At 38.7% G+C, this 22,618-nt stretch carries 26 protein-coding genes; 2 read left to right on the top strand and 24 right to left on the bottom strand.

The genetic code is table 11. The annotated features are described in order from the left end of the window. Positions 1-3: 3 nt before the first annotated feature. The 9 genes from AZF08_RS12160 to AZF08_RS12125 all read right to left on the bottom strand — a co-directional run bounded on the left by AZF08_RS12160 (position 4) and on the right by AZF08_RS12125 (position 6,090). Positions 4-396: an ATP synthase subunit I gene (locus AZF08_RS12160; protein ID WP_033673341.1), complete on the bottom strand. Its 393-nt coding sequence runs from the start codon at positions 394-396 to the stop codon at positions 4-6. Continuing rightward, positions 396-620 carry an AtpZ/AtpI family protein gene (locus tag AZF08_RS12155; protein ID WP_033673342.1) on the bottom strand — a complete coding sequence of 75 codons (225 nt, stop codon included), beginning with the start codon at positions 618-620 and terminating at the stop codon, positions 396-398. The genes AZF08_RS12160 and AZF08_RS12155 overlap by 1 nt, the downstream gene beginning before the upstream one ends. A gap of 26 nt (positions 621-646) precedes the next feature. Next, positions 647-760: a DUF4024 domain-containing protein gene (locus tag AZF08_RS28620; protein WP_082246008.1), complete on the bottom strand. Its 114-nt coding sequence runs from the start codon at positions 758-760 to the stop codon at positions 647-649. 391 nt (positions 761-1,151) lie between these two features. After that, complete coding sequence (upp, locus tag AZF08_RS12150) at positions 1,152-1,781, bottom strand: uracil phosphoribosyltransferase (protein ID WP_033673343.1); 630 nt, start codon at positions 1,779-1,781, stop codon at positions 1,152-1,154. Between the two features lie 397 nt (positions 1,782-2,178). Continuing rightward, positions 2,179-3,420, bottom strand: a complete 1,242-nt coding sequence (glyA, locus tag AZF08_RS12145) for a serine hydroxymethyltransferase (protein WP_033673344.1) — start codon at positions 3,418-3,420, stop codon at positions 2,179-2,181. A gap of 249 nt (positions 3,421-3,669) precedes the next feature. Further along, positions 3,670-4,242, bottom strand: a complete 573-nt coding sequence (locus AZF08_RS12140) for a TIGR01440 family protein (protein ID WP_033673345.1) — start codon at positions 4,240-4,242, stop codon at positions 3,670-3,672. 66 nt (positions 4,243-4,308) lie between these two features. Then, on the bottom strand, positions 4,309-4,752 hold the full coding sequence (gene rpiB / locus AZF08_RS12135; protein ID WP_033673346.1) for a ribose 5-phosphate isomerase B: 444 nt from the start codon (positions 4,750-4,752) through the stop codon (positions 4,309-4,311). A 133-nt stretch (positions 4,753-4,885) separates the two neighbouring features. Then, on the bottom strand, positions 4,886-5,326 hold the full coding sequence (locus tag AZF08_RS12130; RefSeq protein WP_033673347.1) for a low molecular weight protein arginine phosphatase: 441 nt from the start codon (positions 5,324-5,326) through the stop codon (positions 4,886-4,888). Positions 5,327-5,592: 266 nt separating this feature from the next. Next, the gene (locus AZF08_RS12125; RefSeq protein WP_033673348.1) at positions 5,593-6,090 is read right to left on the bottom strand and encodes a PTS sugar transporter subunit IIA; all 498 of its coding nucleotides are present in this window, start codon (positions 6,088-6,090) and stop codon (positions 5,593-5,595) included. A 389-nt stretch (positions 6,091-6,479) separates the two neighbouring features. On the opposite strand from AZF08_RS12125, the gene AZF08_RS12120 reads away from it, so the two are divergent. Then, entirely contained in the window at positions 6,480-6,866 is a 387-nt protein-coding gene (locus AZF08_RS12120; RefSeq protein WP_033673349.1) for a DoxX family protein, read from the top strand. A gap of 382 nt (positions 6,867-7,248) precedes the next feature. Next, the gene (locus AZF08_RS12110; RefSeq protein ID WP_033673352.1) at positions 7,249-7,860 is read left to right on the top strand and encodes a flavin reductase family protein; all 612 of its coding nucleotides are present in this window, start codon (positions 7,249-7,251) and stop codon (positions 7,858-7,860) included. 624 nt (positions 7,861-8,484) lie between these two features. Here AZF08_RS12110 and AZF08_RS12100 read toward each other — a convergent pair. The 15 genes from AZF08_RS12100 to spo0F form a co-directional block, all read right to left on the bottom strand. After that, positions 8,485-8,760: a DUF3935 domain-containing protein gene (locus tag AZF08_RS12100; protein ID WP_033673354.1), complete on the bottom strand. Its 276-nt coding sequence runs from the start codon at positions 8,758-8,760 to the stop codon at positions 8,485-8,487. An 86-nt stretch (positions 8,761-8,846) separates the two neighbouring features. Then, positions 8,847-8,978, bottom strand: coding sequence for a hypothetical protein (locus AZF08_RS31770; RefSeq protein WP_265182890.1), 132 nt, complete (start codon positions 8,976-8,978; stop codon positions 8,847-8,849). A gap of 36 nt (positions 8,979-9,014) precedes the next feature. Beyond that, positions 9,015-9,563 (bottom strand): manganese efflux pump MntP, encoded by a 549-nt coding sequence (locus AZF08_RS12095; RefSeq protein ID WP_033673356.1) that lies wholly within the window; start codon positions 9,561-9,563, stop codon positions 9,015-9,017. Between the two features lie 291 nt (positions 9,564-9,854). Then, positions 9,855-10,898 (bottom strand): L-threonylcarbamoyladenylate synthase, encoded by a 1,044-nt coding sequence (locus AZF08_RS12090; protein WP_033673357.1) that lies wholly within the window; start codon positions 10,896-10,898, stop codon positions 9,855-9,857. A 108-nt stretch (positions 10,899-11,006) separates the two neighbouring features. After that, positions 11,007-11,465, bottom strand: coding sequence for a GNAT family N-acetyltransferase (locus AZF08_RS12085; RefSeq protein WP_033673359.1), 459 nt, complete (start codon positions 11,463-11,465; stop codon positions 11,007-11,009). Positions 11,466-11,515: 50 nt separating this feature from the next. Next, positions 11,516-12,367: a stage II sporulation protein R gene (spoIIR, locus tag AZF08_RS12080; protein ID WP_033673360.1), complete on the bottom strand. Its 852-nt coding sequence runs from the start codon at positions 12,365-12,367 to the stop codon at positions 11,516-11,518. Positions 12,368-12,680: 313 nt separating this feature from the next. Next, positions 12,681-13,532, bottom strand: coding sequence for a peptide chain release factor N(5)-glutamine methyltransferase (prmC, locus tag AZF08_RS12075; protein WP_033673362.1), 852 nt, complete (start codon positions 13,530-13,532; stop codon positions 12,681-12,683). Continuing rightward, complete coding sequence (gene prfA / locus AZF08_RS12070) at positions 13,532-14,599, bottom strand: peptide chain release factor 1 (protein WP_033673363.1); 1,068 nt, start codon at positions 14,597-14,599, stop codon at positions 13,532-13,534. The genes prmC and prfA overlap by 1 nt, the downstream gene beginning before the upstream one ends. 515 nt (positions 14,600-15,114) lie before the next feature. Further along, positions 15,115-15,699, bottom strand: coding sequence for a thymidine kinase (locus AZF08_RS12065; protein WP_033673364.1), 585 nt, complete (start codon positions 15,697-15,699; stop codon positions 15,115-15,117). Positions 15,700-15,809: 110 nt separating this feature from the next. After that, on the bottom strand, positions 15,810-16,055 hold the full coding sequence (locus AZF08_RS12060; protein WP_000643436.1) for a type B 50S ribosomal protein L31: 246 nt from the start codon (positions 16,053-16,055) through the stop codon (positions 15,810-15,812). 368 nt (positions 16,056-16,423) lie between these two features. Further along, the gene (gene rho / locus AZF08_RS12055) at positions 16,424-17,695 is read right to left on the bottom strand and encodes a transcription termination factor Rho (RefSeq protein ID WP_033673365.1); all 1,272 of its coding nucleotides are present in this window, start codon (positions 17,693-17,695) and stop codon (positions 16,424-16,426) included. Positions 17,696-18,189: 494 nt separating this feature from the next. Further along, a complete protein-coding gene (gene glpX, locus AZF08_RS12050; protein ID WP_033673367.1) occupies positions 18,190-19,155 on the bottom strand; it encodes a class II fructose-bisphosphatase in 966 nt (321 codons plus the stop codon). 342 nt (positions 19,156-19,497) lie between these two features. After that, positions 19,498-20,787 (bottom strand): UDP-N-acetylglucosamine 1-carboxyvinyltransferase, encoded by a 1,290-nt coding sequence (gene murA / locus AZF08_RS12045; RefSeq protein ID WP_033673368.1) that lies wholly within the window; start codon positions 20,785-20,787, stop codon positions 19,498-19,500. 366 nt (positions 20,788-21,153) lie between these two features. Then, a complete protein-coding gene (locus AZF08_RS12040) occupies positions 21,154-22,011 on the bottom strand; it encodes a class II fructose-bisphosphate aldolase (RefSeq protein ID WP_033673369.1) in 858 nt (285 codons plus the stop codon). A gap of 211 nt (positions 22,012-22,222) precedes the next feature. Then, on the bottom strand, positions 22,223-22,591 hold the full coding sequence (spo0F, locus tag AZF08_RS12035) for a sporulation initiation phosphotransferase Spo0F (RefSeq protein ID WP_033673371.1): 369 nt from the start codon (positions 22,589-22,591) through the stop codon (positions 22,223-22,225). Positions 22,592-22,618: the final 27 nt, after the last annotated feature.

Here is a 22,618-nt window from a genome sequence, read left to right as displayed (position 1 = left end):
AATTCACCTCTCTTCCCTGCTCTTATACTCTAAATAAAGAAAATCTATGATCATGACAAGATACCCTGTCAGCAATCCTACACCTAAGCTCCACATCGCAATTAAATGCTGATATTTTGCTGCAAATAAAATTAATAACCCAATCGTAGCAAATCTCGAATATGTACTTACAGCCGTCGCTTTAAATTTCACGTTTTCTCCATTTGTAACGCGATCTAATAGCTTGTCTGTTCTACGTGCAATGATGCGCAAACTAAGAAAACTGAAAATCGTTCCGATAATCAGCCCTAGAAATACATCCTTGTAAGAGGTAAAGCCCCATCCTAGTACAAAAAGCGCAAGCAAGTAGTACATATATTTCTTTTGTCTTTGGACAAGTCCATGTACGTCTATCATCATTGCTCTCCCGAATAATAATGTCGAATGAGTCGAATCATTGCGTAAACTCCTGTTCCTAATCCAAGCAGTAAGCCTATAATAAGAAACAATGGAAACGTTCCAACCTTACCATCTATCCATTGCCCACCGAAAATTCCAATAAGAATGGAACCGACTAACTGAGCAAGAATTCCTGTCATTAAAGCATATGCTTTCAATGGGTTGCGATCGTCTTTTTGCAAGGATTCATCCCTCCAATTATGTAACCTCATTCACGATGTGTTAATAATAACTCATTTTTTTGCATAAATCCTATACAAAATAAAAAGTTTACTTTTTCGTCACAAAATAGATGTATATTTGTCACTGAAAGCCCTACCATCTATCCCCGTTGTTAGCATACAATAGGGTATTAACAGTGTCAACGAGAAATCGTAAAAAATCAAAAAATTTGAGTATTAGTCATTTCTTACCAAAAATGAAAACGTTCCCCTTCAAAATACTGGTGGAAGATATGTAATTTCTAGAAGTTTTCTCCTTATAATAGAAGAAAAAGTTCACAAGTTTGTCACCATTATATTTTTACGATATAACGTTTTCCTTCTATAATATGGCGCTCATTAGAAGTTAGACTTCTATAGTATATGTGGTGTATATGCAAGTTATGTTGTATATACAAAAAATTCCATATGTGTATACATTCACCTTCCCCTCCCCCACTAGCAATATTTATACAAAAAAGACGAGCAGGGAATCCCCTCTCGTCTGTTGTCTTACTTCGTTCCAAATAAACGGTCACCAGCATCGCCAAGACCTGGAACAACATAACCATGGTCATTTAACTTTTCATCTAATGCCGCTACATAAATATCAACATCAGGATGTTCTTCTTGTACAACTTTTACTCCTTCTGGAGCAGCTACAATACACATTAATTTAATGTGTTTCGCACCGCGCTTTTTCAGAGAGTTAATCGCTTCAGCTGCAGAACCGCCTGTTGCTAACATCGGATCAAGTACGATAAAGTCACGTTCTTCTACATCCGTTGGAAGTTTCACATAGTATTCTACAGGTTGCAATGTTTTCGGGTCACGGTATAAGCCCACGTGTCCTACTTTTGCTGCTGGAATTAATTTCAGGATTCCGTCTACCATTCCTAAGCCTGCACGTAAAATTGGAATTAAACCAAGCTTTTTACCAGCGATCACTTTTGTTTTCGCTTTGCTCACAGGTGTTTCAATTTCAATTTCTTCAAGTGGAAGATCGCGCGTAATTTCAAATGCCATTAAGCTTGCTACTTCATCCACTAATTCACGAAATTCTTTTGTACCTGTATTTTTATCGCGAATATATGTAATCTTATGTTGAATTAACGGGTGATCAAATACATACAGTTTTCCCATGTGAATCTCTCCTTCAGATGATATTCATGCGTGCGCACACGCCTTTTTGCACTATTTACGATTGTAAAGAAAACGCTACTAATATTCAAGGACAAATTTGGAAAAATGCTAAATTCATCAAGAACCTACCTAATATCCTTACCAATTATGGAAGTCATATCCTTCATTATTTATCCAAAATTTATTCATCGTTTGTATACATACTTACAGTGCTATATATGTCCTATCTTAATTTAATCCCTCTTGGTTAATTGAAAACTGAAAGTTACCTACAATAATGCCCCTCTATTTGCTACGTAAATAATATTTCAAAAAACTATATAACAAGAGTTTATTTTTAGAAACAAAAAAAGACTGCTGAAACCATATACGTTTCGGCAGTCTTCATTCATTCTTATTATAGATCTGTATACATTGGGAATTTGTTCGTTAATGCTTCTACACGTTTACTTGCTTCTTCTAGTGCAGTTTCATTATCATGATTTTTTAACGTGTGAGCAATGATTGCTGCAATTTCATCCATTTCTTCTAGACCGAAGCCACGAGATGTTACCGCCGCTGTACCAATACGTACACCACTTGTTACGAATGGGCTTGCTGTTTCAAATGGAATTGTGTTCTTGTTCACTGTAATACCAACTTCATCTAGCACGTGCTCTGCCACTTTACCTGTAATATCTTGGTTACGAACATCAATTAAGATAAGATGATTGTCTGTTCCACCAGAAACAAGTGTAAGTCCTTCTTTTTGAAGACCTTCTGCTAAGCGGTTTGCATTGTTAATGATATTTTGTGCATATATTTTAAAATCCTCTTGTAGTGCTTCACCAAACGCAACAGCTTTCGCAGCAATTACATGCATAAGTGGTCCACCTTGAATACCAGGGAAAATCGATTTATCAATTTGCTTCGCAAATTTCTCTTCACATAGAATCATACCGCCGCGTGGGCCACGTAATGTTTTATGTGTTGTTGTTGTAACAAAATGTGCATGTGGCACTGGATTTGGATGTAAGCCCGCTGCAACTAAACCAGCAATATGAGCCATATCTACCATTAAATATGCACCTACTTCATCTGCGATTTCACGGAATTTCTTGAAATCGATCACACGAGGATACGCACTTGCACCTGCAACGATTAATTTTGGCTTATGTTCTTTTGCTTTTGCTAACACATCATCATAATTGATACGGTGAGAGTCAGCATCAACACCATATTCTACGAAATTATATTGTACTCCACTGAAGTTAACAGGGCTTCCGTGTGTTAAATGACCACCGTGGGATAAGTTCATACCAAGTACTGTATCGCCATGCTCTAGAATCGTGAAGTATACAGCCATGTTCGCTTGTGCGCCAGAATGCGGTTGAACATTCACATGTTCAGCACCGAAAATTTCTTTTACGCGATCACGTGCAATATCCTCTACTACGTCTACGTGCTCACAGCCACCATAGTAACGTTTACCAGGATATCCTTCTGCATACTTGTTTGTTAAAACAGAACCTTGCGCTTCCATTACAGCTTCACTTACGAAGTTTTCTGAAGCAATTAATTCAATTTTTGAACGCTGTCTTCCTAGTTCTGCTTCAATTGCAGCAAATACCTTTTCATCTTGACGTTTTAAATGATTCACCAAAATCCCCCTTTTCTGAACGAATTACACCAATTCCCATTAGTTTTTTCCTATTTATTCAGAAAAAACGAAAATTCAAGTTGTAATTCTTTCGAACCTTCATGTTTTCAACTACATTCTAACATGACTTTCTATATCATAAAAGAAAAAAAAGACCAAGTTTGGCCTTTTCTTTTATGATATAAAAAGTCAGACTCCGTACCTCTTATATAATAGAAAGGTTCAGTAGGACTTTCGGTTTCTCTGCTTTTAACTACAAGTAATAGTTTCTTCTACTGCGGCATAGACAGCACGGGCTCCCCCAATAAGTTTCGCACGTGTTTTAGCCATCGTAACATGCGCGTTTCCAATTTCCTTTATACGTGTACGAATTGGAACTGCTACATGTTTAAGATGCATACCAATGAACGTATCACCAATATCCATACCCGCATCTGCCCTAATAAATTCCACCACTACAGGATCCTTCAGATTGTGATAGGCATATGTTGCTAGTGCACCACCTGCTGATCTAACAGGCGTAACGGTTACAATTTCAAATTGATATTTCATTGCTACTTCTCTCTCTATCACCAAAGCACGATTTAAATGCTCACAGCATTGAAATGCCAATTCTATACCCGTTTGCTTTTGAAATTGTTTTAGTTCAGAAAAAATCGCTTCTGCCACTTCCATCGTTCCAGATGTCCCTATTCTCTCTCCTAGCACTTCGCTCGTGCTACAGCCCACTACAAAAATTTGACCGCTTTGCAGTGAAGCTTGCTCTTGAAAATCAGAAAGCGATGTTTGTAGCTGCTCTTTCACTTTTACTATTTCCGTCATTACGCCTCTTCCTTTCACAGGTTGGTTCAACAAATTATATTACGTCCCGATAGAAGTTAGAATCTATTACTTCGTTTCGTATGTTTTAATTTTCCCTACACGATTTTCGTGACGTCCACCTTCATAAGCAGTTGTTAACCAAATTTGTGCGATGTCACGTGCTAAACCAGCTCCGATTACACGCTCACCCATCGCTAACATGTTGCTATCATTATGCTCTCTTGTTGCTTTTGCACTAAATGTATCGTGAACTAATGCACAGCGAATACCGTGTACTTTATTTGCTGCAATTGACATACCAATACCTGTTCCACAAATTAAAATACCACGATCTACTTCACCGTTTGCAACCATTTTTGCTGCTGGAAATGCAAAATCAGGGTAATCAACAGATCCTTCTTCACATTCACATCCTAAATCAACATATTCGATATTTAATTCTTCTAATAAACTTACGATTTCTTTACGGATATTCATGCCACCATGATCAGATGCTACTACTACTTTCATTTTGACCCCTCCAAAATTTTAGTACAACTTTTATCAATGGAATTCTTTCTCACCATTCATATATTGTTACATCAACCCGAAACTTGCTCATTCCTAGCAAGATCATCTCCAATATCGTATTATACACGAAACATTAACTTTCTGAATGTTTTTTCAGTAAAGTTTGTACAAGTTTTTCCATCTCTATTAATGTTGCTTGATAAATAGACAAAGAACCGCCAAATGGATCTGAAATATCTTTACTGATACCTTCTGTAAATTCATATAATGTATGCAACTTCGCTTCTGCACTTGGATGGTACCTAAGTACAAGCTGCTTATGACTTTCTGTCATCGTCAACACAGTATCCGCCCATTCAAGTATTTCTTCCGTTACTTGCTGTGAGGTATGCATAATTGAAATCCCCTTCTCCGCTAATGCTTCTTTCGCATGTAAAGACGCATCACTTCCAGGAGATGCAAAAACACCAGCAGACTTCGCGTCAACTTCCCCTTCTCCATAGTGACGAAGCAACGCCTCTGCCATCGGGCTACGACATGTATTTCCAGTGCAAACAAACAACACTCGCTTCATCTAAAATCACTCCTTATGGTGAATACTCTATATTCATCATAACGTACATTACAATGGAACAAAAGAAATGTGAACATGCAAAAAGGCGTATTCCTCCTTTATTTTTCCTAAGAGAAATACGCCTTATCCACATATATGTGAAGCCCTAGTTCCAAGTACCTTCAATATAGTATCATACACAACTAAAGCATCACATGAAAAAAATCTCATCATTAAATAAAAAAAGGAATCCATTTCACATAAAATGGATTCCTTACAAAAAATCATTACTTCATTGTAACTTTCATTACTTCAGTTGCACCTTTTGTAGCTGATACATCTACAGTTGTGTTAATAGATTCAGCTGCATCTGTGTTTGTAATTACGATTGGAGTAATTGTGCTTTTTGCTTTTTCGCGAATTAATTCTAAGTCGAAAGAAATTAATTTGTCGCCTTTCTTTACAGCTTGTCCTTCAGATACATGTGCTTCGAAACCTTCGCCTTCCATTTTTACAGTTTCTAAACCAACGTGGATTAAGATTTCTGTACCGTTTTTCGCTTTAATTCCAACAGCATGTTTTGTGTGGAATAATTGTACGATTTCGCCATCTACTGGTGATACAACAACACCTTCAGTTGGAACGATTGCAACACCGTTACCCATCATACGACCAGCGAATACTGGATCTGGTACTTCTTCAATATTTTTCACTTCTCCAGTTAAGGGAGCTACGATTGTTTCTTCATTTGTTTTTGAACCAAGACCGAATAATTTTTTAAACATAGGATAGTCCTCCTTATAATTAGCTTGCAAATGTATAGGGCAATCCCTAGTAAAGATTGAGATACACGTAAGACTTCATACTTCAAATATTATATTGTAAAAACGCTTTCGAAATGAAGTGCTTTTTTACCAATAGAATCTTATTGTATCGCTTTGTAAAATTCCAGTCAATTCAGATTGTCTGAATAACAATGATGGAATTCACTTCTTCTCTTATATTCTCTCTTTTTTCCCCTAACTTGTCTAGAGGTCTTTACAACATTTTGTTTTTTGTTATCGATTTGTAAAATTTCCTCCATATTTTTATCAAAAGTTACTTGACTAAAGTAAGTTACTGATTTATCATTACTTACATAAGATAAGTAAATAACTTTTTGGAGGTTTTATAAATGATGGACATCGGTCTTCTTATTATTCGTCTTATTATTGGGATTACATTCATGGGTCATGGTACTCAAAAATTATTTGGTTGGTTTGGTGGGCATGGCCTAAAAGGAACAGGTGGTTGGATGGAATCAATTGGTTTACGTCCTGGCGTATTCATGGCATTTATGGCTGGCACAACTGAGCTATTAGGCGGTTTCTTATTTGCAGCAGGTATCTTCACTTGGGTTGGTGCATTATTTATCGTTGGCACAATGCTAGTGGCAATCTTTACAGTTCACGGTAAAAATGGATACTGGGTAACACAAAATGGTTTCGAATATAACTTAATGTTAATCGCAGTTGCAGTTGGCGTTGCTTTAATCGGACCTGGCGCTTACGTTTTACTTTAATCAACTATCTCAGTTTCAAGATATTTAAGTGCGAATTAAAAAATGACATAAAACCTTTCTTTTTAAGTGGGAGAGAGCATCCGACCTTGCATAGAAGCGGTCAGACCCTTTTCCTGCCCCATGCTCTAAGTTTAAAACAAAAAGAGAAAACGAGTGCAGGTCACCTTGTGTTCTTCATAGCAGCGACTTATATGTCGAAAAATCAAAGTGGATTTATATATTTATTAATGATAGGAGTAGATTTCAAACTGAAATCTACTCCTTTTCTTTTTGGATTCCTCTACAAAAAACGTCAAAAAAATATTTTTTTAGCAGGAGTTTCCCTCCACTATCTTGTAAACAAACAAAGAAGTATTCATATCGAGGAAGGGAGATTACAAATATGTTGTCGATCAATCCAAATGAACAAACAGAAAAAGATAATTACAAATTATTAACAGGAAGTATTATTCCGCGCCCAGTCGCATTCGTAACTTCTGTTACAAAAGACGGGGTTTTAAACGGCGCTCCTTATAGCTACTTTAATATTGTTGCTGCCAACCCTCCACTCATCTCTGTTTCAGTGCAACGAAAAGAAGGAGAACATAAAGATACCTCTCGAAATGCAATTGAACAAGGTGAATTTGTTGTACATATTTCTGACGAATCCTACGTGGGAGCGATTAACGAAACTGCTGCAAACCTTCCTCCCAATCAAAGTGAAATTGAATTAGCCAAACTAACTCCTATCGAAAGTGATGTCATCTCAGTACCTGGCGTAAAAGAAGCAAATATTCGAATGGAATGCATACTAGAACGCGCCATCCCACTAGGGGGAACAGAAGACTCCCCAGCATGTGACCTACTAATCGGGCGCGTCGTTCGTTTCCATGTCGCAGAACACCTATATGAAAACGGCCGAATTCACGCAGAAGGACTAAAGCCAGTAAGCCGACTAGCAGGACACAACTATGCTAAATTAGGAGAACAATTTGAACTTGTAAGGCCTATTTAAAAGTGGAGACGGCTCGTTCAGCTCTGACTGGCTAAGGTTCTTTCGCACACAAGGCGCTCTTTGCCTTTTGGGCGGAAGGTTCTTAGACACGAAGAGCTTGCCGCTGGAACTGGATATATTTAAAAGTGGAACCGACTGCTTAGGCCCGGTGGTTAAGGTTCTTTCCCACAGAAGGTGCTCTTTACCTTCTGGTGGGGAAGGTTCTTAGACGCAAGGGCCTAGGAGGGGGAGCTGGATATATTTAAAAGCGGAGACAGCTCGCTCAGAATCACATGACATTGGAGCTTCCGACAGAGAAGCGCTTTTGGCTTCGATCGAGGGGGTGAAATGGCCGAAGATTCTAGCCGTCGGAACTGGATATATTTTAAAAGCGCAAGTGGCTCGCCCTGAATGCGAGGGGGATGGAGCTTCTGACAGAGAGATGCTTTTTGCCTCGCAGGAAGACGTGAAGCCACCGACCATTCTTGCCTCTCAGACAGATCATTAATTCAAAAGCCAAAAGACCAGCTTAAACATCACTTAAGCTGGTCTTTTTTATCCTAGAAAAAAGGAAAAGGTGATCATCGACTTCTATCACAATAGTTGGTTAGTAGATGATTGGTTTTCTCCTCTTTTATCTGAAACTTATACTTCTTCTCGCTTCTCCTCTAACGTAGGCACCTTCTCCTTCTTCGGCTTTCCAAGTTTTAAAACAAAGAAATATAATGAAAGAAGTGTAATGATAAATACAATAAAGAATGGATAAGGTGAATAAAACATACGTGCCGCTTCTGTTTTACCCTCAATAAATTTTAAAGAATCTATATCTAAAAACTCAGCAAACATTTGTACACCGAGCATACTGAACCAAAAGACAAAGAAACTAATAATAATGCCACAAAGCTGCTTTACTCTTGTCATTCATATCATCCTTTCTACATATATGATTTATATTTGTTATAACGAATATGAATAGGAACTATATTTTGTACAGAAAGGAACTTAACTTACCATTCACGAATCAATTTAATCCAGCCAAGTACTACAATTTGCAAAATAATACCCCAAACAAAGAGCCTGCGTAACCATTTTGGGAAAAATGTTAAAAACCGAATGTACCATTTCAGTAACGCTTCCACATTTCTCCTCCTTCATTTCCTTACACGATAGCAAGATTATAGTGGAAAAAGAAGGCATATTCCAAAACCAACAAGAATTATACCACCAAATACTTCGCCATATGTACCAAGCATACGCTTTGCATGTCTGCCAATCAATAATCCACTCCATGCTAATATCATACTAACTACTCCAAAAAGCACTATTGTTAGAACCATTTGCGCTCCGTAGATCCCAAGGCTGAGCCCAACCGAAAAGCTATCAATACTTACACTAAATGCAAATACTAATAAACTAATCCCAACAGGAGTAGACCTTGTTTCTTCACTTTCTAAAATAGAAGAATACATAATATAAAATCCTAATCCGATTAATAAAATAGCTCCAGCAATAGTAGCAACTTGGCCAAATTTTTCTGATAAAAGGCGTCCAAGGACCATACCTAGAAATGGCATAATAATATGAAATACACCTATTGTCACACCAATATAAAAAATTTGCCGCATCCTTAATGTCACCATACCCATGCCGAGGCTTACAGAAAAAGCATCCATCCCTAAGGCAAATGCCATAATAATTAAAGGTACTAGCTGTTCAAACGTCATTCTTGCCCCTCCTCGGACGTGCTACTTCACAATATGCTCATCCGAGGAGAAATAGAATCTATGAAAGTGTTCTATATAATTCCATTTTGATTGTTTAACATACAAGTTACGGGCTACGAAGAACAAAAGGTGATCCGCACTTATTTTTTCTCTCTATTTTTACTCGGCATGGGGTTAAAAAAGGATCTGACCGCTTCTATGCACGGTCGGACGCTCTCTCCCACCTAAAAAGAAAGGTTTTATGCCGTTTTTCAATTTGTATTCCTATAGAAAGACGCGCTACATACTCGTCTACTCTTCAATAATGATATGATGTCCTGCCGCTTTCGTTAAACGGTTCATAATCGCATTCCCGATTCCTTCATTTGGAAACGACTCACTATAAATTACATCTACATTTCTTGCATCAAATGTTCTAAGTACATCGTATAATTTAGTTGCAACGCTTGCCAAATCACTTCGCATACCACAAGACAATACGCTATCTGCTTTATACACATGTTGATATTCTTCTGTCGTTAATACACCAACTGTATAACCTTCACTTTGTTTCTTATCCACAAGTTGTTGAATAAAATCACGAGATCCTTCAACGATACGAAGTGGAGCTTTCGGTGCGTAATGTGTATATTTCATCCCTGGCGACTTCGGTTTTTCTTTTTCGTCCTTTAACGCAGGATCTAACGAAACAGTTCCAATTACTTCTTCTAACTGCTCCTTCGTAATACCACCTGGACGTAAAATCGTCGGCACTTCACTCGTACAATCTATTACTGTTGATTCAACACCAACACCTGTTGCACCACCATCAACAATACCAGCAATTTTCCCATTTAAATCTTCATATACGTGAGATGCTAAAGTCGGACTCGGGCGCCCAGAACGATTGGCGCTCGGTGCGGCAACGGGTACATCGGCTTCTTCAATAAGAGCAAGTGCTACTGGATGATCTGGCATTCTAACTCCAACTGTATCTAAACCTGCTGTAACCTTTTCAGAAATACCCTCTTTTTTAGGCAAAATAATGGTTAATGGTCCTGGCCAAAAGTGCTTCATCAATACTTCCGCAACGGGCGGAATCTCTCTAACAATTCCTTCTAACTGTGATTTTGCACCAATGTGGACAATTAGTGGATTATCACTTGGTCTGCCTTTTGCTTCAAAAATTTTCGCAATCGCTTCATCATTCATCGCATTTGCCCCTAGTCCGTATACCGTTTCTGTCGGAAAGGCAATCGCTTCATTTTCTCTTAATAATCTTGCTGCTTCTTGTAGTTGTGGATAATATTTTTTTATTTCCACAACATTATCCACAACCCACATATTTGTATGCATTTTTTTCCACGTCCTTTTCTTCCATATAATACTTATCTATTTGTAGTTTACTATGAGATTTACCCAAAAGACAAACAAGGTTTATCCACAAAATGTGGATAAACCTGATTAATCCGTGGATAACTTTGTGAATAGCTGACAATTTAGTATTATTACATTTTGCTGTTTTATATTTTTACAAAAATGTTCTAGCTGCTGAATATCCTCTGGAACTTTATCTTTTTCCACAGTGGTAAAGTGAAAAAACTGAAATATCGTCACAGATTGTGGATGATTTGTGAGTAAATACAATTGGTGAATACTTTTCTCTTTCATATACTGCAAAAACATTTCAAAAAAGTATAAGAAAGTCTGGTTATCCACATTTGGTGTGAACAAGCAAGAACGAATGAGAACATCCTCCCCTTCTTGTTCATAACCAATAACAGCTTCTATTTCTCCGTCATCTTCAAGCATCATAAACTGCTCATATAACTCATTTATTTTATCATCTTTTTTATTAGCTTGTCCGAAAAAAGAATGTAATCTTTCAATATCAGCTTCTGTAGCAAAACCGATCTTTTTCACAACGTATCCCCCCTCAATTCTATATATGAGGAGGGATACACAAATAGTACTTACCTAGAAAATAAAGAGTTAAATGCTTCGACAATAAATAACTTTACTTTCGGTTGTTCCTCTTCCTCTTCTACTTGTACTGTTTCATTTGATTTTTCTTCTTTCTTTTCCACAGGCTCTTCCGTTTTTTCCACAGATTTTATTTCTTCTTGTTTTAATTCTTCTTTTGTCTCCTTCACAGTTGTTTTCACTTTCGGAGTAACCTCTTTTTTCGGTACTCCTTTTCTAGCTGCCTGTCTTGCATCCACTTCTTTATTTTCAGATACAATTTCTTTTTCTTTCTGCGTTGTCACCGGTTGTTCCTCTTCCTCCACAGATTCCGCTTTTACAACATGCTCTTCCTTTTTGACAGCTGTTCCACTAGAAAAGTCTAGGAAACACATCGGCGGGAATAACACGCACCACCAATTTGCGCCTTCCCCTTTACCGATTGAAATAAGTACCGCTTCATATTCCCCTGCGGGATAAATAAAATTCCCATATACTTTTGTAGGGAACTTTATATTTTTTCCAAATGTAACTTGAAATGATTCTTTACTTCCTTCTTGTTTTAATGTTTTCGCAACCGTCTTTTCAATTTCAGGGATGTGACTTTGGATAACGCGACGTGCATCTTCAAACGATTTTAAATCTGCTACCCAGCCATCAATTTGCGCTTTTACTTCATCGCGCACTTTACGTTTTAGTGCTTGATCTTCTTTCGAATCACTATTTGCCAAAATCCGTAATCGAACAGCTTCTTTTGGAATAACAGTCGGCCCCTTTGCATCAGCTTTCATATATCCAAACTGCACAAGTAACTGTGCACCAATTAATAATAAAAGAAAATAGGCAATCGCTTGTTTTTTCATCTCCTACACCGTCCCTTCTGTAAACAGTGTAGACACATTTTCTTCTTTCTAAACTATTAAATTCTCAATCTATAGAAAAACTTTCAAGGATATGTAAATACAAATTGAAAAACCAAAACTGAACAACCTACATAAAATATTTCTTTTGTGCATCCAGTTATGCATAGAAGCGGTCAGAGCTTTTTCCTGCCCCATGCCAAGTTAAAACAGAGAGAGGAAACGAGAGCAGGTCAACTTTTGTGCTTCGTGGCAGCGACTTATATGTTGAAAAGTCACAATGGATTTATATAAAAAAATGGAGTAAAGTTAACCCTTACTCCATTTCTGCAAATACCATACGATCTTTTCCATTAATATCAAAAACAACTTCTACAAAAGCATGTGGAAATGTTTGCTGTAATAATCCTTTTACATCTTCACCTTGCCCTACACCTACTTCAAAAGCAACAATCGCTTTATTTTGTAATACATTTGGCAATTCTTCCATAAAACGACGATAAAAATCTAGTCCATCTTCTCCACCAACAAGTGCACGCTTCGGTTCGTGCTCTTTCACAACCGAAGAAAGGCCTCTCCAGTCTTCTTCTGGGATGTATGGAGGATTTGAAACAACAACATCTAATTTCTGCCCCGTTTCATAAAATGGTGATAATAAATCCCCATGATAGAACGTTACATTTGCGTCTAATGTTTTCGCATTTTCTTTCGCAACTTCAATAGATTCCTGCGCAATATCTACTGTATACACATGAAGGTTTTGATTTTCTAAAGCGAGCGTAATTGAAATTGCCCCGCTTCCAGTTCCAATATCAGCTACATGTAGTTCTTGCTTATCAAACTTGCGCTGAACTCTCTCTAACACGCCTACTATAAGTTCTTCTGTTTCTGGCCTTGGGATTAGTACTTCTTCATTTACAAAAAATGAACGACCATAAAACATTTCATAACCCATCATATATTGAACAGGAATTCCATCCGCATGTTTGTGGATAAATTCTGTAAAAGTTTTTTCTTGTTCCTCAGACATCTCTTCACGCATGTTCATCATTAAGCCTGTTCGATTCGTCTTTAATACATGACAAAGGACAATTTCTCCCGCATTTGCATCTCGCCCATTTTCTTGTAAAAAAGAAGAAGCCCATTTCAGGGCTTCATAGACACGCATTACTCAGCTGCCTCCATCTTTTGCGCCTGATCTTCCATCACTAAGGCATTGATGAAATCATCTAACTTACCTTGTAAGATTTGATCTAGCTTCTGAATCGTTAAACCGATTCGATGGTCTGTAACACGGTTTTGCGGGAAGTTATACGTACGAATACGCTCTGAACGGTCTCCCGTACCAACAGCTTGTTTACGGTTTTGATCGTACTCAGCTTGCGCTTCTTGTCTAAACTTATCATAAACACGCGCACGTAATACTTTCATTGCTTTTTCTTTGTTCTTAATTTGTGACTTTTCATCCTGACAAGACACAACTACACCAGTCGGTAAATGTGTTAAACGTACCGCTGACATCGTTGTATTAACACTTTGTCCTCCAGGACCACTAGAAGCAAACGTATCAACACGAACATCTTTTTCATGAATATCGATTTCTACTTCTTCCGCTTCCGGTAATACAGCTACAGTTGCTGTAGAAGTATGGATACGTCCTCCAGATTCCGTTTCCGGAACACGTTGTACGCGGTGTGCACCATTTTCAAATTTCAGCTTTGCGAAAGCGCCTTTACCGTTGATCATAAAGATAATCTCTTTATATCCACCTAACTCTGTATAGCTCGCTTCGATAATTTCAGTTTTCCAACCTTGCACCTCAGCATAACGGCTATACATACGGTATAAATCACCAGCAAATAAAGCAGCCTCATCGCCACCAGCAGCTCCACGAACCTCCACGATAACGTTTTTATCATCATTCGGGTCTTTCGGAACAAGTAAAATTTTCAGACGCTCTGACAATTCCTTCTCTTGTCCCTCTAACTCAGAAACTTCTTCCTTTACCATTTCACGCATGTCAGCATCTAACTTATCTTCTAACATTGCCTTTGCATCACGTAATTGCTCACGAACATCTTTATACTCACGGTACACCTCTACCGTTTGTTGCATATCAGATTGTTCCTTTGAATACTCACGAAGCTTATTCGAATCACTAATAATCTCTGGATCACTTAACAACTCATTTAACTTCTCATAACGATCTTCTACAGCTTGCAAACGATCTAACACATCATTCACCTCTACATCCTAGTATCTAATACAATTAGTATATGGTACTTAATCAAAAAAACGCAAATTATATTTAAAAGTGGAGGTGGCTCGCTCAGCTCTGACCGGCTAAGGTTCTCTCGCACAAAAGGTGCTTTTTACCTTTAGTGCGGGAGGTTATTAGACGCGAAGAGCTTGCCACCGGAACTAGATATCATTTAAAAGCGTAGGTGGCACGCACAGAATGGGAGGGGGATGGAGCTTCTGACTTAGAGGCGTTCTTTGCCTCACAGGAAGAAGCGAAGCCACCGACCATTCTTGCCGCTGAAGCTAGATATAATTAAAAGCGCAGCCGACTGTTTAGACCCGGTGACTAAGGTTCTTTCCCACAGAAGGTGCTTTTTACCTTCTTGTGGGGAAGGTTATTAGACGCAAGGGTCTAAGAGGCGTAGCTAGATATATCTTAAAAGTCCAGACGACCTCCACCACTCTTCATCTATCTTCGAAAAAAACCCGCTCTATGTAGCGAGTTTCACTTATCTTTGTTTTGTAGGTACAGCATGACAATGACGACAACGAGGTTCATACGATTCTGAAGCTCCAACTAAAATGATTGGATCATCAAATGAAGCTGGTTCTCCATCAATTAAACGTTGTGTACGGCTTGCTGGAGATCCGCATACAGAACAAACTGCTTGCAGCTTTGTTACATATTCGGCAATCGCCATCAGCTGAGGAACTTGTCCAAATGGTAGACCACGGAAATCTTGGTCTAAACCGGCTACAATGACACGATAGCCACGATTTGCCAATATTTGCACCACTTCCACAATGTCCCCATCAAAGAATTGCACCTCATCAATTGCAATAACATCCATTTCTTCTGTTATATGGTTAAAGATATCTTTTGAAGCTGAAACAGGAACTGCTTTTACCTTTAATCCATTATGTGATACAACATCTTCTTCACTATAACGGTTATCAATACATGGTTTAAATACAATTGCCTGTTGCTTTGCAAATTGTGTACGGCGTACACGGCGGATGAGCTCTTCTGATTTTCCAGAAAACATACTCCCGCAAATCACTTCAATCCAACCGTTTTGATTTATTAAGTACATTGAGCTCTCCTTTCATCTACTTTTCTTATCCAAAGTAGGGTAAAGGTTTAATATTTTCGCAAAAAAAACAGACAAGCGAATAGATACACTTGCCTGTTTTATGTTTTTTATTACTTAAGACCGTATTTCTTGTTGAAGCGGTCAACACGTCCGTCTGCAGTAGCAAACTTCTGACGTCCAGTATAGAATGGGTGAGAATCAGAACTGATCTCAACTTTTAGTAATGGATAAGTGTTTCCATCTTCCCACTCAACCGTTTCGCTAGATCCTTTAGTAGATCCGCTTAAGAATTTGAAGCCTGTGTTTGTGTCCATGAATACAACTTTCTTGTAATCCGGATGAATTCCTGCTTTCATTCTTTTCATCTCCTTCCGCCCTGAATCATTTTCGAAACAGAGTTTTTCATCTTTAGCTGCAAATACAACTATAATGATGAAACACATATGATGAAATTATAACAAGGCTAACTTCATTTTGCAACTACCTGTTTTTGTCTTTTTATAAATTAAAAGTGGAAGCGGCTCGCACAGAATGGGAGGGGGATGGAGCTTCTGACGCAGAGGCGCTTTTTGCCTCGCAGGAAGACGCGAAGCCACCGACCATTCTTGCCAACAAAACTAGCTACTCTAAAATCGCAAACTGATTATTCAGCTCGAATTCCCTCTCAAAAAAGGCATGAAAAAACTCGCTTAGTATAAAATAAGCGAGTCATCACCGTATCCCTTTACTTCGTTGTTACATATCTTTTAGAATCTGCAACAATGTTTTGTAAAAATTCTTCATTTGTTTTTGTTTGACGAAGTTTACGTAAGAACCCTTCAACAAAGTCTGGTGTATCACGCATTGTTTTACGAATACCCCATAGCTTGTCTAAATGTTCTTTCGGAATTAATAGATCTTCTTTACGCGTTCCAGAACGACGAATATCAATCGCCGGGAAGATACGACGCTCAGCTAATGAGCGATCTAAATGAAGCTCCATATTTCCTGTTCCTTTAAATTCTTCGTAAATCACATCATCCATACGAGAACCCGTATCGACAAGGGCTGTTGCTAAAATTGTTAAGCTACCACCCTCTTCAATGTTACGAGCAGCTCCGAAGAATCGTTTCGGTCTATGGAACGCAGCTGGGTCAATACCACCCGATAGTGTACGTCCACTTGGTGGAATAACAAGGTTGTAAGCACGTGCTAAACGGGTAATACTATCCATTAAAATGATAACGTCTTTTTTGTGCTCAACAAGACGCATCGCACGCTCTAATACAAGCTCAGCTACTTTAATATGATTTTCCGGCACTTCATCGAAAGTAGAACTTACAACATCACCTTTGACGGAACGTTCAATATCTGTTACTTCTTCTGGACGCTCATCAATTAAAAGTACAATCAACTCAGCTTCTGGATGGTTTGTTGTGACACTGTGAGCAATTTCTTTTAACAGTATCGTTTTACCAGCCTTTGGAGGCGCAACAATTAAACCACGTTGTCCAAATCCAACTGGTGCAATTAAATCCATGATGCGTGTCGATAGTTTCTTCGGCTCTGTCTCCAATTTCATTTGACGATTTGGATATAGAGGTGTTAGTGCAGGGAAATGCACACGCTCTTTTGCTGATTCTGGATCATCTCCATTTACCGCTTCAACTTGTAGCAATCCAAAATAGCGTTCATTTTCTTTAGGAGGCCGTACTTTACCAGAAACCTTATCCCCATTACGCAAATCAAAACGACGAATTTGCGAAGCTGAAATATAAATATCTTCCGAGCTTGGAGAATAGTTGATTGGACGTAGGAATCCAAACCCTTCTGATTGAATAATTTCCAGTACACCTTCCATGAAAAAGAAACCTTCTTTTTCTGCTCGAGCTTTTAATATAGCAAAAATTAACTCTTTCTTTGTTAATTTGCTGTAATACGAAATCTTGAATTCTTTCGCAAGCTCATATAACTCTTTTAATTTCATGTTTTCTAATGCTGCAATTGACAAATTCATTCAGACACCACACTTTAATGTTATTCTCTTTTCACATGGGTAAAGGGAAAAAATACGGAAGGCAAATACATAATAATGAAAGGCAATAAGTTCAAGTAGAGTAATATTCACTATTGTAACCCTTTTATCTAGTTTTAATCAATACGTTGTAACACAAATACAAGAAGCGAAGACAAGAAAATTTGTCTCCGCTTTTTACATTGCTTCCATTTTTTCTATTTATCTCATTCTAAGCAAGCTGCTTCCGTTTTTATTTATCCAGCTCCAGCAGCTAGAATGATCGGTGACTTCGCTTCTTCCTGCGAGGCAAAAAGCGCCTCTATGTCAGAAGCTCCATCCCCCTCCCATTCTATGCGAGCCGCTTCCGCTTTTATTGTAATCCAGTTCCAACGGCTAGCTCTTCATGTCTAAGAACCTCCCGCACTAAAGGCAAAAAGCGCCTTTTGTGCGAGAGAACCTTAGCCAACCAGAGCTGATCAAGCCGTTTCCACTTTTTATTTAATAACCAAATTCGGTTTTTTACTTAAGCTATGACGTCCGTCAACGAAACGAACTGTACCAGATTTCGCACGCATAACAAGGGATTCTGTTGTACCCACGCTGCCCTTAAATTGAACGCCACGTAATAACTCTCCATCTGTTACACCTGTTGCCGCAAAGATCGCATCGTCCCCTTTTACTAAGTCTTCCATACGAAGGATACGATTGATATCTTCAATACCCATCTTTTTGCAACGTGCTAATTCAGTTTCATTTTGCGGAAGAAGTTTTCCGTGAATTTCTCCACCTAAGCATTTTAATGCAACCGCGGCAAGAACGCCTTCAGGTGCACCGCCAGAGCCAAATAGAATATCTACGCCTGTACGATCAAATGCTGTATTAATCGCTCCAGCTACATCGCCATCATTAATCAATTTAATACGAGCACCAGCTTTACGAATTTCTTCAATAATCGCTTGGTGACGTGGGCGATTTAAAACTGTTGCAACAACATCTTCAATATCTTTATTTTTCGCCTTTGCAACGGCGCGTAAGTTATCAATAATAGGCGCATCAATATCAACTGCGCCAACTGCTTCTGGGCCAACCGCAATTTTATCCATGTACATGTCAGGAGCATGTAACAAATTACCATGATCCGCGATTGCAATAACAGCGAGTGCATTCCAGCCTCCAGCTGCCACAATATTTGTTCCTTCTAACGGATCAACAGCGACGTCGACACGTGGTCCATATCCTGTACCTAATTTTTCCCCGATGTATAGCATTGGCGCTTCATCCATTTCCCCTTCGCCAATTACAACTGTACCTTTCATCGGAATTGTATCGAACACATCGCGCATTGCCGATGTTGCCGCGCCATCTGCCTCATCTTTTTTCCCGCGTCCCATCCAACGCGCTGATGATAATGCAGCAGCCTCCGTTACACGTACTAACTCCATAGATAAACTTCTTTCCACAATAATCCCTCTCCTTTAAGTCTTAATATTTATGCCGTATGTTGTGAACTGTTTCTTTCTATAAAGTGAAACTTCCATCGGTGAGGCGTTCTTCCCCCCACCGATGGTTAGTTGAACGAATCGGGCATTTACGGACAGTTGTCCCTCACCTATCTTCCACGTTTCTCTCTTAACCTTAAGATGAGGGACTTACTGCCCGTTAATGCTGGGTAAAGTGTAGCTTCCGTTAGTAGTGATTCTTCGTCCCCCATTAACGGAAGCACCACCACTTCATCTTTATTTTACACTAGCTAGTTTTCTGCTAGGTGATACACGACTCGCAATCAATTGATTCATAAAACCTTATGCATTTTTCATTTCTTCAATTTCTTGCTGCGTCATTTGTTCCCGCCAAATGTTTGCACCAAGTCCTTTAAGCTTGTCTACTATATTTTCATAGCCTCGATCAATATGCTCGAGCCCTGTAACTTCTGTAATTCCTTCACCCATTAATCCTGCAATCACAAGTGCAGCTCCCGCTCGTAAGTCGCTCGCTTTTACCTTTGCTCCTTGCAAAGCAATAGGACCTGTTACGATAGCAGAACGGCCTTCTACTTTAATTTGCGCATTCATCCGGCGCAGTTCATCGATATGTTTAAAACGGGCTCCATAAATTGTATCTGTTACAACTCCTGTACCATGCGCCTTTGTTAGTAGCGTTGTAAAAGGTTGTTGCAAATCTGTCGGAAACCCTGGATATACAAGTGTTTTTACATCAACTATCCGCAAATTCCTATTACCGTTCACCGTAATTTGATCGTCATTCGTTTCCACTTGCACACCAGCTTCTCTTAGCTTTGCAGTAATTGATTCTAGATGTTGCGGAATGACATTATCAACCGTTACCTCTCCACCAGCTGCAGCTCCTAAAATCATATACGTACCAGCTTCAATGCGATCTGGAATAATAGAATGGTGACAGCCATGTAGAGAATCCACACCATCAATACGAATCACATCTGTACCAGCACCTTTAATTCTTGCGCCCATACTTGTTAACAATGTAGCAACATCAATAATTTCTGGTTCTTTTGCAGCATTTTCAATCACTGTCCTGCCTTTTGCTCGTACAGCTGCCAGCATAATGTTAATTGTTGCTCCTACACTAACAACATCTAAATAAATACGCGCTCCTCGCAGTTCATCCGCTCTTAAATAAATAGCACCTTGCTCATTTGTAACATGTGCACCTAGTGCTTCAAACCCTTTAATGTGCTGATCGATTGGTCTAGGTCCTAAGTGACATCCACCAGGAAGCCCAATTACAGCTTTTTTAAAACGACCAAGCATAGCGCCCATCAAGTAATAAGAAGCACGTAATTTTTTTACTTTCCCATTTGGTAAAGGCATCGCAACCATTTTGGAAGGATCAACTGTCATCTCTTCCTCCTGACCATACGTTACAACTCCTCCAATTTCCTCTAATAAGTCTCCTAACATTTTTACATCTGAAATATTAGGTACACCACCGATGGTCACTGGAGTATCAGCTAAAATCGTCGCTGGAATTAGAGCAACAGCACTGTTTTTCGCACCACTCACGCGAATTGATCCGTTTAAAGGTCGTCCACCTTCAATCAGTAACTTTTCCATGTTGAGCTCCCTTCTTGTGAATGTATTTACCTTCTGCTTTCTCCTACTTGGTAAAAAAAGCAAGGCTTTCCTTAAGAATCTCATTCGTTCAGCAAACTATCAATAAAAAGTTCTTAATATTTTTTATTTTTCTTCACTCTAAACTTAACAAGCAGTAAGCTCCCACCTTAAAACAGATAAGTCCCCGGGCGAATAGATGAAGGCTAACTGTCCGTCAAGCGACGCTTATCAATCTCTCTTATATACGCGTCATACCAGGCCTACATGAAAGAATTTATGAAATCTTACAACATGTTCACGCTTTCATTATACAACTAAAGGAAACCGCCTAAAAGACTAGACGGTTTCCAAAACGGAATTTTATTCTTACGCTTTACCGTTAGAACCGAATTCACGCATTTTACCAATAACAGTTGCTTTGATAGCTTCGCGGCCAGGTCCGATAAATTTACGAGGATCGTAAACTTCTTGGTCTTTGTTTAATACTTCACGAACAGCTTTCGTAAACTCGATTTGGTTCTCAGTGTTTACGTTGATTTTTGAAGTACCTAAAGAAATAGATTTCACGATATCAGCAGTTGGGATACCAGTACCACCGTGAAGTACTAAAGGTACACCAGTGAAGTCACGAACTTCTTCCATTTCTTTAAATCCTAAGTTAGGCTCACCTTTGTAAGGACCGTGTACAGAACCTAAAGCTGGAGCTAGGCAATCGATACCTGTTGCTTCAACAAGGTGTTTACACTCTGTAGGATCAGCGTAGATAACGCCTTCAGCGATGATGTCGTCCTCTTGTCCGCCAACTGTACCAAGCTCAGCTTCTACAGATACGTTACGAGCGTGTGCGTATTCTACTACTTTTTTAGTAGTTTCAACGTTTTCTTCGAATGGGTGGTGAGAAGCGTCGATCATTACAGATGTGAAACCTGCATCGATTGCTTCTTTACATTTTTCGAAACTTGAACCGTGGTCAAGATGAATCGCTACAGGAACAGTGATGTTCATTTCTTCGATTAAAGCTTTAACCATAGCTACAACTGTTTTGAAACCAGTCATATGACGAGCTGCACCCTCAGATACACCTAGGATTACAGGAGATTTTTCTTCTTCCGCAGCAGCTAAGATAGCTTGAGTCCACTCTAAGTTGTTCATGTTGAATTGACCAACTGCGTATTTTCCTTCTAGTGCTTTGTTTAGCATTTCTTTCATGGAAACTAAAGGCATGATGAATCCTCCTAAAAAACATTTTTTGTATCCGATAAGTTCTTATCGCTGGTAGTATGACCAGAATAAGGTAAAATATGTATATTTACATACCGGACTTTTTTCTACACTCAATAGGATAACAACTTGTACTCAAAAACTCAACTGTATTCACCTGCTCATCAGTCCATGTAAACGCTTTTTTCCATATTTTTTATAAAAATTTCACTTTTTATGCTTCTACAGCGATTTCATTTCTCACCGCTTGACGAATTTCATCGATATCAAACGGCTTCGCAAAATGCATTAAAGCTCCTAAATCTTTCGCTTCTTGAATCATATCAAGTTCTCCATAAGCAGTCATTAAAATCACTTTAATGTCTTCATTAATTTCTTTTACATGTTTTAAAATCTCTATACCATCCATACCTGGAATTTTCATATCTAAAATAACTAAATCAGGATTATCTTTTTTTACGATATCTAAAGCTTGAAATCCATTCGCTGCTTGGAACGTTTGATAACCTTCTTTTTTGAACACTTCATGCAATAACACACGAATGCCATACTGATCATCAACGATTAAAATTTTCCCTTCCATAACCCCCAACCTTTCTGTGTAAATACA

The organism is Bacillus gaemokensis, from assembly GCF_001590835.1.
In the GTDB taxonomy this organism is placed as follows: Bacteria; Bacillota; Bacilli; order Bacillales; family Bacillaceae_G; genus Bacillus_A; species Bacillus_A gaemokensis.
This window is presented reverse-complemented; position numbering and strand designations above follow the sequence as displayed.

Coding starts and splice junctions, on each gene's coding strand:
- AZF08_RS12160 (WP_033673341.1), bottom strand. CDS start 396: ATGATAGACGTACATGGACTTGTCCAAAGACAAAAGAAATATATGTAC.
- AZF08_RS28620 (WP_082246008.1), bottom strand. CDS start 760: ATGGTAGGGCTTTCAGTGACAAATATACATCTATTTTGTGACGAAAAA.
- upp (WP_033673343.1), bottom strand. CDS start 1,781: ATGGGAAAACTGTATGTATTTGATCACCCGTTAATTCAACATAAGATT.
- AZF08_RS12140 (WP_033673345.1), bottom strand. CDS start 4,242: ATGACGGAAATAGTAAAAGTGAAAGAGCAGCTACAAACATCGCTTTCT.
- rpiB (WP_033673346.1), bottom strand. CDS start 4,752: ATGAAAGTAGTAGTAGCATCTGATCATGGTGGCATGAATATCCGTAAA.
- AZF08_RS12130 (WP_033673347.1), bottom strand. CDS start 5,326: ATGAAGCGAGTGTTGTTTGTTTGCACTGGAAATACATGTCGTAGCCCG.
- AZF08_RS12125 (WP_033673348.1), bottom strand. CDS start 6,090: ATGTTTAAAAAATTATTCGGTCTTGGTTCAAAAACAAATGAAGAAACA.
- AZF08_RS12120 (WP_033673349.1), top strand. CDS start 6,480: ATGATGGACATCGGTCTTCTTATTATTCGTCTTATTATTGGGATTACA.
- AZF08_RS12110 (WP_033673352.1), top strand. CDS start 7,249: ATGTTGTCGATCAATCCAAATGAACAAACAGAAAAAGATAATTACAAA.
- AZF08_RS12100 (WP_033673354.1), bottom strand. CDS start 8,760: ATGACAAGAGTAAAGCAGCTTTGTGGCATTATTATTAGTTTCTTTGTC.
- AZF08_RS12095 (WP_033673356.1), bottom strand. CDS start 9,563: ATGACGTTTGAACAGCTAGTACCTTTAATTATTATGGCATTTGCCTTA.
- AZF08_RS12090 (WP_033673357.1), bottom strand. CDS start 10,898: ATGCATACAAATATGTGGGTTGTGGATAATGTTGTGGAAATAAAAAAA.
- spoIIR (WP_033673360.1), bottom strand. CDS start 12,367: ATGAAAAAACAAGCGATTGCCTATTTTCTTTTATTATTAATTGGTGCA.
- prmC (WP_033673362.1), bottom strand. CDS start 13,532: ATGCGTGTCTATGAAGCCCTGAAATGGGCTTCTTCTTTTTTACAAGAA.
- AZF08_RS12065 (WP_033673364.1), bottom strand. CDS start 15,699: ATGTACTTAATAAATCAAAACGGTTGGATTGAAGTGATTTGCGGGAGT.
- AZF08_RS12060 (WP_000643436.1), bottom strand. CDS start 16,055: ATGAAAGCAGGAATTCATCCGGATTACAAGAAAGTTGTATTCATGGAC.
- rho (WP_033673365.1), bottom strand. CDS start 17,695: ATGAATTTGTCAATTGCAGCATTAGAAAACATGAAATTAAAAGAGTTA.
- murA (WP_033673368.1), bottom strand. CDS start 20,787: ATGGAAAAGTTACTGATTGAAGGTGGACGACCTTTAAACGGATCAATT.
- AZF08_RS12040 (WP_033673369.1), bottom strand. CDS start 22,011: ATGCCTTTAGTTTCCATGAAAGAAATGCTAAACAAAGCACTAGAAGGA.
- spo0F (WP_033673371.1), bottom strand. CDS start 22,591: ATGGAAGGGAAAATTTTAATCGTTGATGATCAGTATGGCATTCGTGTG.